This is a genomic window from Phenylobacterium sp. LjRoot97, from assembly GCF_964254345.1.
Classification (GTDB): Bacteria; Pseudomonadota; Alphaproteobacteria; order Caulobacterales; family Caulobacteraceae; genus Phenylobacterium.
The window spans coordinates 1,392,501-1,409,215 of sequence record NZ_CAXUTH020000001.1 but is presented as its reverse complement, the minus strand read 5'-3'; the positions used below and the strand labels follow the sequence as shown (position 1 = coordinate 1,409,215).

General features: G+C 68.5%; 19 protein-coding genes, 1 tRNA gene and 2 rRNA genes (1 of these 22 only partly in view). 7 read left to right on the top strand and 15 right to left on the bottom strand.

Annotated features, from left to right (window positions below; genetic code table 11):
- A complete protein-coding gene (locus tag ACSQ2H_RS06815; protein ID WP_183777139.1) occupies positions 1 to 333 on the top strand; it encodes a hypothetical protein in 333 nt (110 codons plus the stop codon).
- Positions 334 to 480: 147 nt separating this feature from the next.
- On the opposite strand, the gene ACSQ2H_RS06810 is transcribed toward ACSQ2H_RS06815, so the two are convergent.
- From ACSQ2H_RS06810 to rlmJ, 6 genes are all read right to left on the bottom strand, one after another.
- Positions 481 to 1,152 carry a cytochrome b/b6 domain-containing protein gene (locus ACSQ2H_RS06810; RefSeq protein ID WP_436060684.1) on the bottom strand — a complete coding sequence of 224 codons (672 nt, stop codon included), beginning with the start codon at positions 1,150 to 1,152 and terminating at the stop codon, positions 481 to 483.
- A gap of 2 nt (positions 1,153 to 1,154) precedes the next feature.
- Positions 1,155 to 1,619 (bottom strand): c-type cytochrome, encoded by a 465-nt coding sequence (locus tag ACSQ2H_RS06805; protein ID WP_436060683.1) that lies wholly within the window; start codon positions 1,617 to 1,619, stop codon positions 1,155 to 1,157.
- Positions 1,620 to 1,717: 98 nt separating this feature from the next.
- Positions 1,718 to 3,739 carry an AsmA family protein gene (locus ACSQ2H_RS06800; RefSeq protein WP_436060682.1) on the bottom strand — a complete coding sequence of 674 codons (2,022 nt, stop codon included), beginning with the start codon at positions 3,737 to 3,739 and terminating at the stop codon, positions 1,718 to 1,720.
- 52 nt (positions 3,740 to 3,791) lie between these two features.
- The gene (locus ACSQ2H_RS06795; RefSeq protein ID WP_436060681.1) at positions 3,792 to 4,355 is read right to left on the bottom strand and encodes a sugar transferase; all 564 of its coding nucleotides are present in this window, start codon (positions 4,353 to 4,355) and stop codon (positions 3,792 to 3,794) included.
- A gap of 66 nt (positions 4,356 to 4,421) precedes the next feature.
- Positions 4,422 to 4,853 (bottom strand): hypothetical protein, encoded by a 432-nt coding sequence (locus tag ACSQ2H_RS06790; protein WP_436060680.1) that lies wholly within the window; start codon positions 4,851 to 4,853, stop codon positions 4,422 to 4,424.
- An 80-nt stretch (positions 4,854 to 4,933) separates the two neighbouring features.
- Positions 4,934 to 5,755 carry a 23S rRNA (adenine(2030)-N(6))-methyltransferase RlmJ gene (gene rlmJ / locus ACSQ2H_RS06785; RefSeq protein WP_436060679.1) on the bottom strand — a complete coding sequence of 274 codons (822 nt, stop codon included), beginning with the start codon at positions 5,753 to 5,755 and terminating at the stop codon, positions 4,934 to 4,936.
- Between the two features lie 96 nt (positions 5,756 to 5,851).
- On the opposite strand from rlmJ, the gene ACSQ2H_RS06780 reads away from it, so the two are divergent.
- The 4 genes from ACSQ2H_RS06780 (at position 5,852) to ACSQ2H_RS06765 (ending at position 9,274) form a co-directional block, all read left to right on the top strand.
- On the top strand, positions 5,852 to 6,868 hold the full coding sequence (locus tag ACSQ2H_RS06780; RefSeq protein WP_436060678.1) for a DNA topoisomerase IB: 1,017 nt from the start codon (positions 5,852 to 5,854) through the stop codon (positions 6,866 to 6,868).
- 71 nt (positions 6,869 to 6,939) lie between these two features.
- Positions 6,940 to 8,157: an LLM class flavin-dependent oxidoreductase gene (locus ACSQ2H_RS06775; RefSeq protein WP_436060677.1), complete on the top strand. Its 1,218-nt coding sequence runs from the start codon at positions 6,940 to 6,942 to the stop codon at positions 8,155 to 8,157.
- A 2-nt stretch (positions 8,158 to 8,159) separates the two neighbouring features.
- On the top strand, positions 8,160 to 8,972 hold the full coding sequence (locus tag ACSQ2H_RS06770; protein WP_436060676.1) for an arylamine N-acetyltransferase family protein: 813 nt from the start codon (positions 8,160 to 8,162) through the stop codon (positions 8,970 to 8,972).
- A 92-nt stretch (positions 8,973 to 9,064) separates the two neighbouring features.
- Complete coding sequence (locus ACSQ2H_RS06765; protein ID WP_436060675.1) at positions 9,065 to 9,274, top strand: hypothetical protein; 210 nt, start codon at positions 9,065 to 9,067, stop codon at positions 9,272 to 9,274.
- On the opposite strand, the gene ACSQ2H_RS06760 is transcribed toward ACSQ2H_RS06765, so the two are convergent.
- Both ACSQ2H_RS06760 and ACSQ2H_RS06755 read right to left on the bottom strand, forming a co-directional pair.
- Positions 9,271 to 10,251, bottom strand: a complete 981-nt coding sequence (locus ACSQ2H_RS06760) for an aldo/keto reductase (RefSeq protein WP_436060674.1) — start codon at positions 10,249 to 10,251, stop codon at positions 9,271 to 9,273. The two genes, ACSQ2H_RS06765 and ACSQ2H_RS06760, sit on opposite strands and share 4 nt — an antisense overlap.
- A 67-nt stretch (positions 10,252 to 10,318) precedes the next feature.
- Positions 10,319 to 10,588, bottom strand: coding sequence for a hypothetical protein (locus ACSQ2H_RS06755; RefSeq protein ID WP_436060673.1), 270 nt, complete (start codon positions 10,586 to 10,588; stop codon positions 10,319 to 10,321).
- Between the two features lie 323 nt (positions 10,589 to 10,911).
- Between ACSQ2H_RS06755 and ACSQ2H_RS06750 the strand changes: the two genes are divergently transcribed.
- Positions 10,912 to 11,187: a hypothetical protein gene (locus tag ACSQ2H_RS06750; protein ID WP_436060672.1), complete on the top strand. Its 276-nt coding sequence runs from the start codon at positions 10,912 to 10,914 to the stop codon at positions 11,185 to 11,187.
- A gap of 58 nt (positions 11,188 to 11,245) precedes the next feature.
- Here ACSQ2H_RS06750 and ACSQ2H_RS06745 read toward each other — a convergent pair whose 3' ends face one another.
- A complete protein-coding gene (locus ACSQ2H_RS06745) occupies positions 11,246 to 11,455 on the bottom strand; it encodes a YbdD/YjiX family protein (protein WP_436060671.1) in 210 nt (69 codons plus the stop codon).
- 5 nt (positions 11,456 to 11,460) lie between these two features.
- Positions 11,461 to 13,518 (bottom strand): carbon starvation CstA family protein, encoded by a 2,058-nt coding sequence (locus ACSQ2H_RS06740; protein ID WP_436060670.1) that lies wholly within the window; start codon positions 13,516 to 13,518, stop codon positions 11,461 to 11,463.
- Between the two features lie 91 nt (positions 13,519 to 13,609).
- Between ACSQ2H_RS06740 and ACSQ2H_RS06735 the strand changes: the two genes are divergently transcribed.
- On the top strand, positions 13,610 to 14,080 hold the full coding sequence (locus ACSQ2H_RS06735) for a hypothetical protein (protein WP_436060669.1): 471 nt from the start codon (positions 13,610 to 13,612) through the stop codon (positions 14,078 to 14,080).
- Here ACSQ2H_RS06735 and ACSQ2H_RS06730 read toward each other — a convergent pair.
- From ACSQ2H_RS06730 to ACSQ2H_RS06710, 5 genes are all read right to left on the bottom strand, one after another.
- On the bottom strand, positions 14,077 to 14,883 hold the full coding sequence (locus ACSQ2H_RS06730; RefSeq protein WP_436060668.1) for an acyl-CoA thioesterase: 807 nt from the start codon (positions 14,881 to 14,883) through the stop codon (positions 14,077 to 14,079). The genes ACSQ2H_RS06735 and ACSQ2H_RS06730 overlap by 4 nt on opposite strands.
- A gap of 47 nt (positions 14,884 to 14,930) precedes the next feature.
- Positions 14,931 to 15,401, bottom strand: coding sequence for a hypothetical protein (locus ACSQ2H_RS06725; protein WP_436060667.1), 471 nt, complete (start codon positions 15,399 to 15,401; stop codon positions 14,931 to 14,933).
- Between the two features lie 162 nt (positions 15,402 to 15,563).
- Positions 15,564 to 15,640, bottom strand: a tRNA-Met gene (locus tag ACSQ2H_RS06720).
- 55 nt (positions 15,641 to 15,695) lie between these two features.
- Positions 15,696 to 15,810 (bottom strand): 5S ribosomal RNA (rrf, locus tag ACSQ2H_RS06715).
- A 69-nt stretch (positions 15,811 to 15,879) separates the two neighbouring features.
- A 23S ribosomal RNA gene (locus ACSQ2H_RS06710) occupies positions 15,880 to 16,715 on the bottom strand; it runs 1,951 nt beyond the window's last position.

Sequence of the window (16,715 nt, the reverse complement as noted above, 5' to 3'; positions counted from 1 at the left end):
ATGAGCGACCGGATCGAACGGCCCTGGGCCCTGATGCGCCACCACGCGGGCTGGGCCGACGTCTTCCACATCGAGAACGAGACGGCCGACTCGATCACCGGCTTCTATCCCGACCGCGAGACGGTCGGCCCGCCGGTGAACTACAGCGTGCGCGCGGTGCTGGCGCGCTTCCCGACCATGGAAGCGGCCCGTGCGGCGCGCGAAGGCGCGGTGCTGGAATGGCGCAAGCACGACGCCGGCGTGCGCGAAGCCGAAGACAAGCTGCGAGCGGCCGAGAAGGCGCGCGAGGACGCGTGGCTGAACTGCCTGCGCGGCGCGGCCGACGGCAAGTAGGACGAACGAGATGCTCCTCCTTTGGGGGAGCTGCCAGCCGCAAGGCCGGCTGAGGGGGACTTTGACGCTCTGCTCAAGAGCAGTCCCCCTCCGTCTCGGCGCCGTGCGCCGAGCCACCTCCCCCAAGAGGGGAGGATCTGGCGGACGCTAGAACCTCAAGCCCTTGGCGATCGCCCAGGCCACTAACACCGCCAGCGCCAGACCGACCAGCAGCCGCCAGGGGGCGGCGGGACGTAAGGCTTCGCCCTGGAAGGGCCGCTTGCCGGTGATCATCGCGCCGATCAGGTTCTGGCGCTTCCACGCCCAGTAGAAACCGACGGCGGCGATGTGCAGCGCGACCAGCGCCTGCAGGACGCGGAACACCGTCTCGTGCAGCTCGGCGGCGACGCGGCTGGCGTCGAAACTGACCAGATGCGACAGCGGCCCGGATTCGAGCCCGTCGAGGTCGCTGGCGAATAGGCCGAGCCCGACCTGGACCAGCATCACCGCCAGCATGGCCAGGACGCTCCAGGCGCCGAGCGGGTTATGGCCGGGGCCGTCGCTGGGGCGGCGGGCGCCGAGCGTGCGCATGTAGGCGAGCGTCGCGCCCGGCCCCTTCAGGAAGTGCGTAAACCGCGCCGTCGAGCCGCCGGCCACGCCCCACCAGAGCCGGAAGACCAGCAGGCCGATGATCGCGTAGCCCGACCAGCGGTGAACCTGCATGTTCTCACCGGCCGAAAACCAGGAGACCAGCAGCAGCACGACCAGCGACCAGTGCACAATCCGGGTCGGCAGGTCCCAGAGCGGGCGCGGCGGTCCCGCCGCGACGTCCGAAGCCATGGCTACTTCTCGACGCGGTAGACGTCGTGACAGGCCTTGCAGGTGCCGCCGGTGGCGCGGAACTGAGCCTTGATCGCCTCCACGTCGCCGCCCGCGGCGACGGTCTGCAGTTTGCCGGCCTGGGTCTGGAAGTTGGCGGCGGCGGCCCCGAACTTGGCCGAGTCGGTCCAGATGTTCGGCTTGGCCTCGGTCTTGAAGCCGGCTTCCGGGCCCGAGCCCTTGGGGAACCACTTGGTGACCTGGGCGGCCTGCGTATTCACCACCGCGGCGTTGGCGGCGATGAGCTTGGTGTCGGGCGAACCCTTCTTGAGCTCATCGCTGATCGCCTTGAACGAGGCGCCGATCTTCTTGTAGCCGGCCTGGCGCGTGGCGATCGCCGTTTCGGCGGCGGACGCGGCGATCGCGCCGGTGGCGCCGAGCGCCAGCACGAGCGCGACGGCGAGGGGTTTGGCGGGGCGGAAGGGCATCGTCGAACCTCTGCTTTTCTGGTCAGTCCAGAGTGGGCGCCCGGCCTGCGGGCGTCAATCGACGATGACCAGCGCTGATTGCGGGAATGTTGCAGCCGTCAGGTGCGCGGCTTGGCGACCGGCGCGCCCTGACGGCCGGCCTGGGCGATGAGCGCGCCGCACGAGGCGTCTTCGGCAAGACCGAGATCGACGAACGGCAACACGGCGGCCAGCGGCGCGACCAGCGCCCCGAGCGCGGCGGCCACGCCGCCCTGGGCGATGGCGCCCGAGGCTTCGACCCCGAGCTTCGGCTTGACGATCGGTCCCTCGATCGTCACCGGCGCGGTCAAGCGGATCAGCCGGGGCTCCTTGGCGTGGCCGGTCATGCGCAGGTTCATCGTCTCGTCCCGCAGGTCGATACGCCCCTCCCCCGTGCTCAGGACAGGCGTGGTGTCGAGGATGATCCGGTTGGCGGTCAGGACGCCGTCCTTGGCCTGGAAATGGGCGACGGCGCAGCGCAGATCGGTCTTGCTCTGATCCTTGGCGAGCAGCAGGCCCAGCCCCTTGGTCACATTGACCCCCATCAGTTCGGCGAAGGCCGCGCGGATCTCGCCGCCCGGGACGACGAACAGCGCCTGGCCGTCCGCGTGACCGGCCGCCTCACGCACCGAGGCGCCGGCGCCCGTCAGCTTGACGCGCCCGACCAGCGCGCCGGTGATCGGGGCTGTCCCGCCGCTGCGGATGGGGATCAGGTCCTCCAGCCTCGCCCGCGACAGCCGCAGATCGATGCTGGTCACCGGGGTGTCGCGCCGCGCATCGAGCTTGGCCTGGCCGGCGAGCGCGCCCTGCTTGAGGTCGAGGCGCAGCGGATCGGCGTCGAGGACGCCGTCCTTCAGCTTGATGTGCACCGAGCCAGCGCGCACCGGGAAGCGCGGCGAGACAATGCTGGCGGCGGCGTACTTCACATCGGCGTCCATGGCGCGGATGCGCGAGATGTCGAGCTTGGCGTCGGGCAACAGCCGGCGCTGGGCGGCCATCTGCTGGCCGACCGCCTGTTGGTTCGGCGAGGCCGTCTCGCCGACGCCACGGCCCGGCGCGCCACCGAACACGGAGGCCAGATCGTCGAAGTCCAACCGCTTCGAGCGCAGGTCGGCAGTCAGGAAGGGACGCTCGCCAGCCGTGTTGACCGAGAGATTCCCAGCCATGTCGCTGTCGCCGACGCGGCCGCCAACCGTGTTCACGCGCCAAAGCCGCTGCTCGCGCGAGAGCTGGCCCGACAGCCGGTAGGGCGGCGAGTTCGGGAACGCGATGCCGGTGAGCTCGTAGAGATTGGCCAGATCCGGGCCGCTGGCCGTGACCTGCGCCTCGAAACGCCCAAGATCGAACGGCCGGTCGATCTGGCCCTTGGCCATGATCCGGGTGGCGCCGGCCCGCACGTCGGCGTCGAACGGATAGGGCCGGCCGGCGCGGACATTGACCAAAGGCCCCCCGGTCAGCGCCAGACTGAACGGAGCGCCGTTGATCGCGCCTTTTCCGGACATGACGAAGCGCGGGTTCGCCGCGCCGCGCCGTTCGGCGGCGTCCATGGTCGCCTCCAGGCTCAACCGGCGGCGGGCGTCCTTGAACGACATCCGCCCGTCTTCGATGCGGAAGTCCTGGATCGGCGGCAGGCGCAGGGGCTTCGGCGGAGCGCCGGGGCGCAGCGACCAGTTCGCCCGCCCCTTGGCGTCGCGCAGCAGCACGAGGTTGGGACGGGTGATTTCGAGACGACGGAAGACGAGTTGGCCTCGCAGCAGCGGCAACGCCTCGATCTGCATGTCCAAGCGCTCGATCTCGGCCATGCGTAGCTTGCCGGCCCAGGCCGGTTGGCCGATCTGCAGGCGCTCGACGCTGGCGCTGGGGTTGAAACTGAACGGCCGTACGTCGAGGTCGCCGAGAATGGCGACCTCGCGGTCGAGCCGCGCCGAGGCGAAGCGCGAGATCGGGCCGCGAAGCTGGTTCCAATCGAGCAAGGCCAGCAGCACGGCGCCGCCGCCGACCACCACCGCCACCGAGCCGGCCGCGATGGCCAGCCCCTTGCGATGGGCTCTGATCCAATGTCGCACCCCGCGCTGGGGCTTTTCGCTCGCATCCTTCGGCAATGGCTCGCTCCGGAAGGTTCCAGAACGCGCCAGCGGCCGAGCGGTGGCGCCGCTAGTGCCGAACGCCCCGGCCGGAGAACGCCGCGACCAGGGTGATGACGATGATCCGGATGTCGAGCAGCAAGCCGCTGCGCGCCAGATAGTCGGCGTCCAGCCGCGCCTTGTCGGTGTTGGGCAGGTCGTCGCGACCGTTGATCTGGGCCCAGCCGGTGACCCCGGGACGCAGGGCCTCAACGCCGGCGGCGGTGCGCAGCGCCACCAGGTCGTCCTGGTTGAACAGGGCTGGGCGCGGGCCGACCAGGCTCATGTCGCCGACCAGCACGCTCCAGAGCTGGGGCAGTTCATCAAGGCTCGAGCGGCGCAGGAACCGGCCCAGCGGCGTGATCCAGGCGTCAGGATCGGTGAGCAGGTGGGTCGCCACGTTCGGCGCGCCGGTCTTCATGGTCCGGAACTTCGGCATCTTGAAGAGCTGGTTGTAGCGGCCGACGCGGCTGGACCAGTGCAGGGCCGGCCCCGGACTGTCGATGCGCACGGCGAGCGCGATCACCGCCATGACGGGGGCGAGCACGATCAGTCCGGCCAGGGCCGCCAGGATATCGAAGGCCCGCTTGGCCACGCGTGCTGTCCCCTCGCCGTCTGCAACGGGTCAGGGATAGCCCGCTGCGGGCGCCGCCGCCAAGCGTCAGGCGTCGGGCGCCGGATCGTCGGCCGGACGATCCTTCGCGCGGGGCTTGGCCGCGGGCTCGGGCGGCGCCTCGATCTCTGAGGGGGCGATCGCCTCCAGCGTCGCGGCCGCCACGTCGGCGCCGGCCTGAACCGCCTGTTCGACCATGGCCCCGGCGACCGCCGCGGTCTCGGCGAGCGCTGCAACGGGTTCGGGCGGCACGGCGTCGGCGGCGGGCGCCGGCAGCGCGGCCGACCGGCCGGAGACCGGAGCGAGCAGCGCTTCGAGATTGGTGCGATCGGCCCAGCGGGTCATCCACCAGTAGGCGACGCCGGCCGAGGCCGCGCCTGCGAACAGGAACCAGAGCGGCGAGGCCGCGCCGACGGGAATGTAGAGGGCCTTCTGGGGATCGAGGGACGCCGGCCCCTCTTCAAAGACGGCGAGAGCCATGGGTAACGCCTCCAAACAGCCAAGGTTTGTGCGATGCAGCAAACCCTAACCCGAGTTCTCGCAGGCGCAAAATGAAGCTTCTAGGCACTCCAGACCTGGGCCTTGCCGCCCTGTCCCAGCCGCGAGACCGTCCATTCGCAGATCTCGGCCAGCGGCGCTTCGAAGCCTTCCGGCGCGTTGGCCAGCACCAGGGCGCAGCCGTTCATCTTCATCGGGTCGGTCAACGGCCGCATGCGCGCCTCGGCCACCAGTAGCGGGCCGTCGTAGGCGTCCTCGGCCTCGCGCAGGAAGGCGTCGAAGGTCTCGAGGTCCTTGACCGGCATCCAGACCATGACCACCGCGCCGGGATTCCTGGCGGTCAGCGCGCCGATAGCGGCAGCGCAGCGTTCGTAATCGTCGCTCTTCTCGAACGGCGGGTCGATCAGCACCAGGGCCGGGCCCTGCTTCGGCAGGCGGGCGGCGACCTCGGCGTAGCCGTCGGCGCAGACGGTCTTGGCGGCCGGCCAGCTGGCCAGGGTGTCGGAGAGCGCCGAGTGCTCGGGCGCGCGCAGCTCGCAGCCGAGATAGGTGTCGCCCTTGCGCAGAGCCGCGGCCACCAGCAAAGGCGAGCCGGGATAGAGGTTGGCGACGTCGCCGCCGTTCAGCTTCACCACAGCCTGGCGCAGCGGCTGCATGGCCGGCGGCAGGTCGGCGGCCTGCATCAGCTGGGCGACGCCCGCCTTCGCCTCGCCCGAGCGCTGGGCCTCCTCGCCGGTCAGGTCGTAGAGGCCCCGGCCGGCATGGGTGTCGAACACGGCCAGCGGCGCGGGCGCGGCCTGCAGGCGGGCCAGCAGGTCGAGCAACGCCGCATGCTTGACCAGATCGGCGAAGTTCCCGGCGTGGAAGGCGTGACGGTAGTTCAAGGCGGCGTCCTTGCGAGGGAACCGGGCCGTGGCGGCCCATGTTGTGAGCGTCGGTTGCTTCCTGCCACGTCCGGATCAGTTCTCCAAAGGCGCTCCATGCCCCTCGACGCAGTCCCGCCGCCGGCAGGCCTTGCCTATGTGAACGATCACGAGCCGGGCCTGTCGCGGATCGCGGGCTCGAGCGGGTTCAGCTATCGCGACGCAGACGGAAAGCCGGTGCGGGACGAAGCGACGCTGGAGCGGATCCGCGCCCTGGTGCTGCCGCCGGCCTGGACCGACGTCTGGATCTGCGCCTCGCCGCGCGGACACATCCAGGCGACCGGCCGCGACGCGCGCGGCCGCAAGCAGTACCGCTATCACGACGCCTGGAGCCAGGCGCAGGCCGGCGAGAAGTTCGAGCGGCTCATCGCCTTCGGCCGCCTGTTGCCGAAGCTGCGCAGCGAGATCGAGCGCGACCTGCGCCGTCGGGGCCTGCCGCGGGAGAAGGTGCTGGCCGCGGTGGTGGCGCTGATGGAACTGACCCTGATCCGGGTCGGCAACACCGAATACGCCAAGGCCAACAAGAGCTTCGGGCTGACCACCCTGCGCGACCGCCATGCGGAGATCACTGGCGGTGGGGCGGTGTTCGAATTCCGCGGCAAGAGCGGCAAGGTGCATCGCACCGGCTTTCGCGACCGGCGGCTGGCGCGGATCGTCAAGGCCTGCCAGGACGTGCCCGGCCAGCGATTGTTCCAGTACGTCGACGAGGACGGCGAGCGCCGCGCGGTCGAGTCCAGCGACGTCAACGCCTACATCCGCGAAGCGATGGGCGAAGGGTTTTCGGCCAAGGACATCCGCACCTGGGCGGGCACGCTCTACGCCGCACGCGGGCTGGTCGAGCAGCCGCCGGCCAAGGACGCGGCCGAGGCCCGGCGGCGCGTCGTGACGACCGTGAAGGCGGCGGCCGCGCTGCTCGGCAACACCGCCGCGGTCTGCCGCAGCTCCTACATCCATCCGCTGGTGCTGGAGGCCTATGAGCGGGGGGCCCTGCCGCTGAAGCCGGGCCGCTCGCCGCGGGCCTTCGAGCTGTCGGTGCTGCGCTTTCTGGAGGCCGCACAAGAGGCCGCGCGCTGACGCGCCGTCACCCTGGCGTTGCTTGCAAAATGGGAGTTAGCCTCCGGTCAAACGGCCAAGGGAGGGCCATCATGCTCGGAAACAAACTGCGCTTCGGGGCCTTCATCGCGCCGTTTCATCCGCTCGACGAGAACCCGACCCTGGCGATCCAGCGCGACCTGGAGCTCGTGCAGTGGATGGACCAGCTGGGCTACGAGGAGGCCTGGATCGGCGAGCACCACTCGGCCGCCTACGAGCTGATCGCCAGCCCCGAGGTGTTCATCGCCGCGGCCGCCGAGCGCACCAAGCACATCCGGCTGGGCACCGGGGTGTCCTCCCTGCCCTATCACCACCCGATGATGCTGGCCGACCGCATCAACCAGCTCGACCACATGACCCGCGGACGAGTGATGTTCGGGGTCGGTCCAGGCGCGCTGGTCTCCGACGCCTTCATGATGGGCATCCCGGTCGCCAAGCAGCGCGACCGCATGGACGAGGCGCTGGACGTGCTGGTCCCGCTGCTGCGCGGGGAAGAAGTCACCCACGAGAGCGACTGGTTCAGCCTGGTCAACGCCCGCCTGCAGATGACGCCCTATTCGCGGCCGTCGGTGGAGATCGCGGTCGCCAGCCAGGTCTCGCCGACCGGAGCGCGGGCGGCGGGCAAGCACGGCGCGGGGCTGCTGTCGCTGGGCGCGACGACGAGCGCCGGCTTCAACTCGCTGGCGGCCAACTGGGGCATCGCCGAGGACATCGCCAAGGAGAACGGCCAGACCATGGACCGCAGCCGCTGGCGGCTGGTCGGCCAGATGCACATCGCCGAGACCAAGGACAAGGCGATCGAGCAGATCCGCTTCGGGCTGGAAAAGTGGATCTATTACTTCAAGGAGATCGCCAACCTGCCGATGGTGCCCGACGACTTCAAGGGCGACCCGGTGGAGGCCTATCTGGCGTTGGGCCAGGCGGTGGTGGGCACGCCCGACGACGCGATCGAACGGCTGCAGCAACTGGTCGACGAGAGCGGCGGTTTCGGGTGCTTCCTGCTGATGGCGCACAACTGGGCGCGGTGGGAGGACACCAAGCGCTCCTACGAGATGATCGCGCGCTATGTCGTGCCGCACTTCCAGCAGCTGAACGTCAACCGCCAGGCCTCGATGGACTGGGTGCGGAGCAACAAGACCGAATTTACCTCGCAGACCCGCGCTGCGGTGGGCGCCCGAATCGTCTCGCACATGATGGAAAAGGGCGCCGACAAGATCCGACCGGAGATCGTGGCGATGATCCAGGGCGCCGCGCCGCCGGCCAAGGAGTAGAGTTGAACCTTCAGGCCTATCTCGACCGCATCGGCTTCAGCGGCGTCCCGCGGGTGGACGCCGCGACGCTGCAGGCGATGCAGCGCCTGCACCTGCGCGCGATCCCCTACGAGAACTTCGACGTCGCTATGGGCCGCACCATGACGCTCGATCCGCAGGCGGCGTTCGACAAGCTGGTCACCGGGCGGCGCGGCGGCTGGTGCTACGAGATGAACGGCCTGCTGGCCGCGATGCTGCGCGAGGTCGGATTTCAGGTCACGGAGATGGCCGGGGCGGTGCTGCGCGGCGAACGCGGGCCGGCCTCGCACGCTAACCACCTCGTTTTGCGGGTCGATCTCGACCGGCCCTACATCGCCGATGTCGGTTTCGGCGACGCGCTGCTCGAGGCCGCGCCGCTGGCGTTCGGGCCGCATCACTGCGCCGGCTTCGATTTTTCGTTCGAGGCGCTGGGCGATGGTTGGCTGCGCTTCCACAACCACCCGATGGGCGGCGCGGCCTACTACGATTTCCGCAACGAGCCGGCCGACCGCGACGAGCTGGCGGGCATGTGCCGTTGGTTGAGCACCTCGCCGGACTCGGTGTTCACCCAGACCGTCTTCGCCTTCCGTCACGAAACAGATGGCGTCGCCGTGCTGCGCGGCCGGACGATGAACTTCATCCGCCCCGGCGAGAAAAGCCTGCGACTGATTGATTCCGCTGATGAATTCTCGACGATCCTGCGAGATCGGTTCGAGCTCGACATTCCTGGAGCCCGCGACCTGTGGCCAGGCGTGTGCGCCCGCCACGAGGAGCTGTTCGGCGCCCTGACCGCCTAACGGTTCCCTACCGCGACAGTCATAAAAGCGTGCCTGGACATCCCTCGGTAGCGCGGTCAAATCCGACCAAGGGGGAATCCAGGAGAGACGCGATGACCGACCTTTCCCTGCCGCCCTCCGTCACCGTCAGCCCCACCATCGTCGGGGTGTCCGTGCTGACCGACGACGGGATCACCGTCCAAGTCAGCCTGCCGCGGCCGCGCGGCCTGCACGACCTGCCGATCGAGGAGGTCGCCGACCGCGCCCGGCGGATGGCGCAGGACGCCCTGCGGGCTGCGGCGACCAGCCTCGGCGCGGCCTAGTCCTCGGTGTCGACCGAGGCCTGCATGGCCGGCGCGTAGCGCGGACCGGTCACGGTCTGCGGGTTCACCAGTTCCTCGACCTTGGCCATCACGTCGGCCGACAGCCGGACTGCGGCGGCGGCGGCGTTCTCGCGCATGTGGTCGGGGTTGGTGGTGCCGGGGATCGGCACCAGCGTCTCGTCCTTCTGCAGCAGCCAGGCCAGGCACAGCTGGGCCGGGGTGCAGCCGGCTTCCCGCGCCAGCGCGGCGAAGCCCTCGAACATCTTCAGATTGGCGGCGAACGCCTCGCCCTGGAAGCGCGGCATCGCCTTGCGGAAGTCGCCGTCCTCCAGCGCGGCCGGATCGGGCACGCCGCCGGCCAGGAAGCCGCGGCCGACCGGGCTGAACGCCACGAAGGTCACACCCAGCTCGCGGCAGGCGTCGAGCACGGCGATCTCCGGATTGCGGGTCCAGGGCGAATACTCGGTCTGCAGGGCGGCGATCGGGTGGACCGCGTGGGCCCGGCGCAGGGTCGGAGCCGAGACTTCCGACAGACCGATGGCGCGGATCTTCCCTTCCTTGACCAGGTCGGCCAGGGCGCCGACGCTGTCCTCGATCGGCACGCGCTTGTCCCAGCGGTGCAGGTAGTAGAGATCGATGACGTCGGTCTGCAGGCGGCGCAGGCTGCCTTCGCAGGTGGCCTTGAGGACGTCCGGATGACCGTTCAGCTCGCGTTGGTCGCCGTTGGTGAGGCCGCACTTCGAGGCCAGGACATAGTCGCTGCGGCGGTCCTTGAGGACCTCGCCGACCAGGGTCTCGTTGTGGCCGACGCCGTAGACCGCGGCGGTGTCGAGGAAGGTGTAACCGGCGTCGAGAGCGCCCTTCAGCACCCGCTCGGCCTGTTCGCGCGGCGGCGGCGAACCGTAGGCGTGCGAGAGGCTCATGCAGCCCAGCCCGATGGCCGAGACGTCGAAGTCGCCCAGTTTGCGCTGGTCCATGCCGTGCTCCCGATCCCTGTTCTTTGGGAGGGGAGAAGGCGTCAGACGCGCAGCGCGGTCAACCGCCTTACGGCGTGACGTTCATCTTGATGACGATGCGGCCGGGATTGGCCAGAGCGAAGGCCTCCGGCACCTCGACCTGCGCGGCCAGCTTCACGGCCTCGGCGGCCGGCGCGCCGTCGGCGTCGAGCGCCCGGCAATCCGTGAGGTTCGCGCCGTTGACCTGGCAATCGACCAACACCGCCTGCGCGGCGGGCGGCGCGAGGGCGGCGGCGGGAGCCGGCGCGGCGTAGGTGGTCGAGATCACGGCGGCGGCGGCGAGAGCAGACAGGAACATGGGACCTCGGCGTTAACGAAGGTTACTCAATGGTGAAGCCCCGTCGAAGGCAAGTGTTTCATTCCGGGGCCGTCGGGGTTGTCCACCGCAATCGTCGTGCCCAAATCGCCTGCCCTCGCCGCTTGCCGGAATCCCAGGCGCCGGCGCCCATGACGGTTGCAGCGCACAACTGCGCTACTGCACCGCAGCAAAAACGCTTGAAACCGTGTCCGTCAAAGGGCAGGAAAAAGGTCAGGCGAAACGGTCACGCGAGAATTTGAACCGTCGCCAAGGGAAACGTCGGGAGGTGGTTGGCTCCAACCCCTTTCCGGGAACTAGTGATTATGATCCGTACTCTTGCTCTGACCGCCGTGGCCGTTTTCGCCATCACCGCTCCCGCTCAAGCCGCTTCGGTCAGCGTTCCGCTGGCCGGCAAGAGCCAAGCCCAAGTCGAAGCCGATGTGGCCAAGGCCGCGCGTAACGTCTGCTTCCGCGCCACCCGCAACGAAACCCTGGCGCTCGACGCCTATTCGCGCTGCGTGAAGGCGACCGTGAAGGTCAGCCTGGACACCTACGCCACGGCCCAGGCCCCGACCAACTCGGCCCTGGCCGCGCGCTAAGCGCACCACTCCCAGTACTGTGTAGCAAAGGCCGGCGGAGACGCCGGCCTTTCGCATTTCAGCAGCAGCGGAAGCCGCCGCGGCCGCCCGCCCCGTAGCGGGCGTCCTGTCGGTCGCGGAAGAACTCGGTCCGGGTCATCGGGGCCTGGCCCGGATGAGTGCGGGCCATGTGCTCGACATAGGTCTCGTAGTTCGGCACCCCGACCATCAGCCGCGCGCCGTCACAGACGCACTGGGCGAAGCGGGCGAAGGGGTTGGGGGAGACCATGCCCCCTACTCCGCGGGAATCGCGTCGGGATTGATCTCCCGCGCAGTCCAGCCGTCGGCGCGATAGGCCTTCAGGCAGGCGACGATCCCGAACCAGATCATGCTCAGCACCACGGCGATGAAGACCGCGCAGAGCACCGCGTCGATGCGGTCGTTCCAGACGATCTTGTTCATGTCGGCCATGCTCTTGGCCGGCGCCAGCACCTGGCCCGAGGCCAGCGCATCGCCGTACTTGCGCGCATGCGACAGGAAGCCGACCGCCGGATCAGGCGACAGCAGCTTCTGGAAGCCCGCGGTCAGGGTGCAGATGCAGAGCCACACCGCCGGGATGATGGTGACGAACGCGTAGCGGTGCCGCTTCATCTTGAAGATCACCACGGTGGCCATGATCAGCGCGATCGCCGCCAGCATCTGGTTGGAGATACCGAACAACGGCCAGAGCGTGTTCACCCCGCCCAGCGGATCGGTCACCCCCTGGTGCAGGAAGAAGCCCCAGGCCGCGACGCAGAGGCCGGTGGCGGTCAGGTTCGCCGTCCATGACGAGGTATCCTTGAACTTCGGGATGAAGGTCCCGAGCAGGTCCTGCAGCATGAAGCGCCCGGCGCGGGTGCCGGCGTCGACCGCAGTGAGGATGAACAACGCCTCGAACAGGATCGCGAAGTGGTACCAGAAGGCCATCATCGCCTTGCCCCCCAGCACGTGGGAGAAGATGTGCGCCATGCCGACGGCCAGCGTCGGGGCGCCGCCGGCCCGCGAGATGATGGTGGTCTCGCCGACGTCCTTGGCGGTCTGCTCGATCAGTTCGGGGGTGATCGGATGGCCCATGGCGCCGACCGCGGCCGAGGCGCTTTCGGCGGTGGTCCCGACCACGGCCGCGGGGCTGTTCATCGTGAAGTAGACGCCGGGGTCGAGGATCGAGGCGGCGATAATCGCCATGATCGCCACGAAGCTCTCCATCAGCATGCCGCCATAGCCGATGAAGCGGGCGTTGACCTCGTTGTCGATCAGCTTGGGGGTGGTGCCCGACGAGATCAGGGCGTGGAAGCCGGAGACCGCGCCGCAGGCGATGGTGATGAACAGGAACGGGAACAGCGTGCCCGACCAGACCGGCCCGCCGCCGGCGGCGAACTGGGTGATCGCCGGCATCTGCAGCTCGGGCCGCATGATGACGATGCCGATGGCCAGCGCCAGAATCGCGCCGATCTTGAGGAAGGTCGACAGGTAGTCGCGCGGGGCCAGCAGCAGCCAGACCGGCAGCACCGCGGCGACCGCGCCGTAGCCGATCAGGATCCAGGAGAGCTGCAGGCCGGTCAGGGTGAACATGCCGGCCAGTTGCGGCGAGGCCGCGACCCACTGGCCGCCGACAATGGCCAGGATCAGCATGACGAAGCCGAAGATCGACACCTCGGCGATCCGGCCGGGGCGGATGAAGCGCATGTAGACGCCCATGGCGATGGCGATCGGCACGGTCGCGGCGACCGTGAACGTGCCCCAGGGGCTGGAGGTCAGGGCCTTGACCACGATCAGCGCCAGCACCGCCAGGATGATGACCATGATCATGAAGGCGCCGAACAGCGCGATGACGCCGGGGATCGGGCCCAACTCCTCGCGGATCAGCTCGCCCAGCGACTTGCCGTCGCGGCGCATGGAGATGACCAGCACGAGAAAGTCCTGGACCGCCCCGGCCAGCACCACGCCAGTCAGGATCCAGAGCACGCCGGGCAGATAGCCCATCTGGGCGGCGAGCACCGGTCCGACCAGCGGTCCGGCCCCGGCGATGGCCGCGAAGTGGTGGCCGAACAGCACGTACTTGTCGGTCGGAACATAGTCCAAGCCGTCGTTGCGGGTGATCGCCGGCGTCGCGCGCGCCGGGTCCAGGCGCATGACGCGCTGGGCGATGTAGAGGCTGTAGTAGCGGTAGGCGACAAGGTAGACGCAGATCGCCGCGGTCAGGATCCAGAGCGCGTTGACGTGCTCGCCGCGGGACGTGGCCAGGACGCCCAGCGAGCCGGCGCCGATGGCGGCCAGCAACGCCCAGGGGCCGTGTTTGCGCACCAGTTCCATTCGGCCGTCTCCTCCCCTGCCGCGCCAGCACTCGGCGCCTGCCTAGCTACAACCGATTGAGCCCCCGCGTGAACCTCTCTAGGACGCGCACATGACAATGCCGCAGATCGCCGGGCCGCTGGCGGCCGCGCTGGACGTCGTGGCCGAGGGGTGCACGGGTCTCGCCGATCCCTGGTGGGTGTTCGGCAGCGCCGGCATGGCGCTGGTCGGCGTGCCGGGTCTCAGTCCCCCTGACGTCGACCTGATCGTCAGCGAACGCGATGCGCGCACGCTGCTGGCCCGCTGGAACACCGCGCCGCTCGAGGCGGCCGCCTCGCCGCTGTTCCGCTCGGCCATCTTCGCCAAGGCGCAGGTCGCGGCCCTGCCCATCGAGATCATGGCCGGGTTCGAGGCGTTCTCCGGCGGCGCCTGGGCGCTGGTGGTTCCGGCCACGCGCCAGGCCGTCGACTGGAACGGCCGGCGCCTGTTCACGCCGAGCGCGGCCGAGCAGGCCGCCATCTGCCGCAGGTTCGGACGGCCGAAGGATCTGGCCCGCGTCGCCCTGCTGGAAGCGCTCGCCTAGTCGCGGACGCGGACGATCAGCGACTGGCTGGCGGTGGCCATCAGCTCGCCGTCCTGGGCGAACAGGTACATCGCCCCGTGTCCGAAGCCGCCGTGAACGCCGGTGATGCGGATGTCGCACAGCACCCACTCGGTGGCCACGATGCGCCGATAGCGGATGGTGTTGTCCAGGCTGTTGCCGCCGGCGTTGAGGCCGAGCGCATTGCCGACCGCGCCGGGAATGAAGTCGGCCATGATCGCCAGCATGCCGGCGTCGATCGCCACGCCGTCGCGCGGGCGGATCCACAGCAGCAGGCGGCCGTCCTCGGCGCCGTCGCCGGCGTCGGTGCCGCCGTAGTTGCCCTTGGCGACCCGGACCTCGATGCGGCTGTGCAGGTCATCGCCGCCGCCGCGCCAGTGATCGGCCGGGGCGCAGTTCTCGGGGGCGTCCACCTGCGGCATGGTCAGCCACTGGCGGGAAATGTCGCTGGGCCGCGAGCCGAGGGCGGCGTTGACGGTGAGGATCTCCTTGTCGCCGACATGGCTGATCACTCGGGCCTGGCTGTTGTACTTGCCGGCCGCCGGCACCCAGACGTCCAGGTCCACGACGCTGGGCGGGCGGGCATAGGACAGGTACTGCGCCGTCGCCCAGATCACCGGACGCTCGCAGGTCCGCTCCAGGGCGGTGATCGCCGAAGCCATGCCGACGCCGCCGAACATGAACAGGTTGTCCCGCGATCCGACGCAGACCGCCGGGGTCAACGGCAGGTACCAGCGGTGCGGGTTGTGGGTGGCTCGAAGGTCGAAGAACTGGGGCGCGCTCATGGCGCTCTCCATGAGAGCACCTGAGCTTCAGCGCAAGCCCGTTCGGCTCAGCGCGACGCCGCCGCGGCCTCGGCCTCGTTGTGCAGGCGCCGGTCGGCCTCTTTCATGAGCGCTTCGGTCGACTGGTTGGCCGCCTCGCGGGCGCGGATCTCGTCGACCAGCCGCTGGTCGGCGTTCTGGCCGTGCAGCGCATAGAGGAAGGCGCCGAAGCCGCCGACCGCGGCGACGGTCAGCACCAGGGCGGCGATGGCGGCGATGCTGGTCCAGGTCTTGGACTCCTGCCCGGGAGGGGCCGGCTTCAGATAGGCCGCGCCGATGAACACGACGCCGGCCAGGAAGGTGGCGCAGCCGCCGGTGTGGATCATCGCCCGTTGGCCAACCAGGTCGACATTGGCGATCACGCTGGGCGCCAGGCCGATCAGGCGGTTGCCTTCGGTCAGCTGCGAGACCTCGATCGTACCGGCGAAGACGACCTGAGCGAGGCCCAGGATGGCGAGAATCCATCCGGCGATGATCATGAAAGCGCTCCCACACAAGCTCTAGGCGCGGCGAATCCCGCCGACCGTCAAAGTCTACGCTGTGCGCAACAGATTGCGGCGAGGAAAGGACGCCGCAGGCGCGCCCGGCCAAGCGGGCAACAAAAAACCCTCCAGCGAAAGCGGGAGGGTCGAAAAGAACCTTGGGTGCGGGGACAGGATTTGAACCTGTGACCTTCAGGTTATGAGCCTGACGAGCTACCGGGCTGCTCCACCCCGCGTCAGGGTGTTTGTAGATTGTGTATTGAAGGGTTGTTTGACGTATCCGTTTGGTAGACCTGGCGGCGACCTACTCTCCCGCGCCTTAAGACGAAGTACCATCGGCCCAGAGAGGCTTAACGACCGAGTTCGGGATGGGATCGGGTGGGGACCTCTCGGTATAACCACCAGGTCAACGAAACGGATACGTTGAAGAGAGAAGACATCAAGCAAAGCGCAATAGTCATGAGTTTGACTAAGAACGATCAAGCCTATCGAGCGATTAGTACCAGTAAGCTGCATGCCTCGCGGCACTTCCACACCTGGCCTATCAACGTGGTGGTCTACCACGGCTCTCGGCGAAGCCTTGTTTTGAGGTTAGTTTCCCGCTTAGATGCTTTCAGCGGTTATCTATTCCACACTTAGCTACCCTGCTGCGCAGCTGGCGCCACGACAGGTCCACCAGAGGTGTGTCCATCCCGGTCCTCTCGTACTAGGGACAGATCCTCTCAAGCTTCGTACACCCACGGCAGATAGGGACCAAACTGTCTCACGACGTTCTGAACCCAGCTCACGTACCACTTTAATCGGCGAACAGCCGAACCCTTGGGACCTGCTCCAGCCCCAGGATGTGATGAGCCGACATCGAGGTGCCAAACTTTGCCGTCGCTGTGGACGCTTGGGCAAAATCAGCCTGTTATCCCTAGAGTACCTTTTATTCGTTGAGCGATGGCCCTTCCACGCAGAACCACCGGATCACTATGGCCGACTTTCGTCTCTGCTCGACTTGTCAGTCTCGCAGTCAGGCGGGCTTATGCCATTGCACTCGTCGAGCGATTTCCGACCGCTCTGAGCCCACCATCGCGCGCCTCCGTTACACTTTGGGAGGCGACCGCCCCAGTCAAACTGCCCGCCACGCCATGTCCCGAACCCGGATAACGGGCTGCGGTTAGACGTCAGCGACAACAAGGGTGGTATTTCAAGGATGGCTCCACCGGAACTGGCGCCCCGGTTTCATAGCCTCCCACCTATCCTACACATGTTGCCGCTAACGCCAAGGCGAAGCTGCAGTAAAGGTTCATAGGGTCTTTCCGTCTG

Bases quoted from the DNA above. Each gene is read 5' to 3' on its own strand.
- ACSQ2H_RS06790 (WP_436060680.1), bottom strand. From the start codon at position 4,853: ATGGCTCTCGCCGTCTTTGAAGAGGGGCCGGCGTCCCTCGATCCCCAG.
- ACSQ2H_RS06735 (WP_436060669.1), top strand. From the start codon at position 13,610: ATGACAATGCCGCAGATCGCCGGGCCGCTGGCGGCCGCGCTGGACGTC.
- ACSQ2H_RS06775 (WP_436060677.1), top strand. From the start codon at position 6,940: ATGCTCGGAAACAAACTGCGCTTCGGGGCCTTCATCGCGCCGTTTCAT.
- ACSQ2H_RS06750 (WP_436060672.1), top strand. From the start codon at position 10,912: ATGATCCGTACTCTTGCTCTGACCGCCGTGGCCGTTTTCGCCATCACC.
- ACSQ2H_RS06765 (WP_436060675.1), top strand. From the start codon at position 9,065: ATGACCGACCTTTCCCTGCCGCCCTCCGTCACCGTCAGCCCCACCATC.
- ACSQ2H_RS06805 (WP_436060683.1), bottom strand. From the start codon at position 1,619: ATGCCCTTCCGCCCCGCCAAACCCCTCGCCGTCGCGCTCGTGCTGGCG.
- ACSQ2H_RS06730 (WP_436060668.1), bottom strand. From the start codon at position 14,883: ATGAGCGCGCCCCAGTTCTTCGACCTTCGAGCCACCCACAACCCGCAC.
- ACSQ2H_RS06815 (WP_183777139.1), top strand. From the start codon at position 1: ATGAGCGACCGGATCGAACGGCCCTGGGCCCTGATGCGCCACCACGCG.
- ACSQ2H_RS06725 (WP_436060667.1), bottom strand. From the start codon at position 15,401: ATGATCATCGCCGGATGGATTCTCGCCATCCTGGGCCTCGCTCAGGTC.
- ACSQ2H_RS06760 (WP_436060674.1), bottom strand. From the start codon at position 10,251: ATGGACCAGCGCAAACTGGGCGACTTCGACGTCTCGGCCATCGGGCTG.
- ACSQ2H_RS06755 (WP_436060673.1), bottom strand. From the start codon at position 10,588: ATGTTCCTGTCTGCTCTCGCCGCCGCCGCCGTGATCTCGACCACCTAC.
- ACSQ2H_RS06740 (WP_436060670.1), bottom strand. From the start codon at position 13,518: ATGGAACTGGTGCGCAAACACGGCCCCTGGGCGTTGCTGGCCGCCATC.
- ACSQ2H_RS06745 (WP_436060671.1), bottom strand. From the start codon at position 11,455: ATGGTCTCCCCCAACCCCTTCGCCCGCTTCGCCCAGTGCGTCTGTGAC.
- ACSQ2H_RS06810 (WP_436060684.1), bottom strand. From the start codon at position 1,152: ATGGCTTCGGACGTCGCGGCGGGACCGCCGCGCCCGCTCTGGGACCTG.
- ACSQ2H_RS06780 (WP_436060678.1), top strand. From the start codon at position 5,852: ATGCCCCTCGACGCAGTCCCGCCGCCGGCAGGCCTTGCCTATGTGAAC.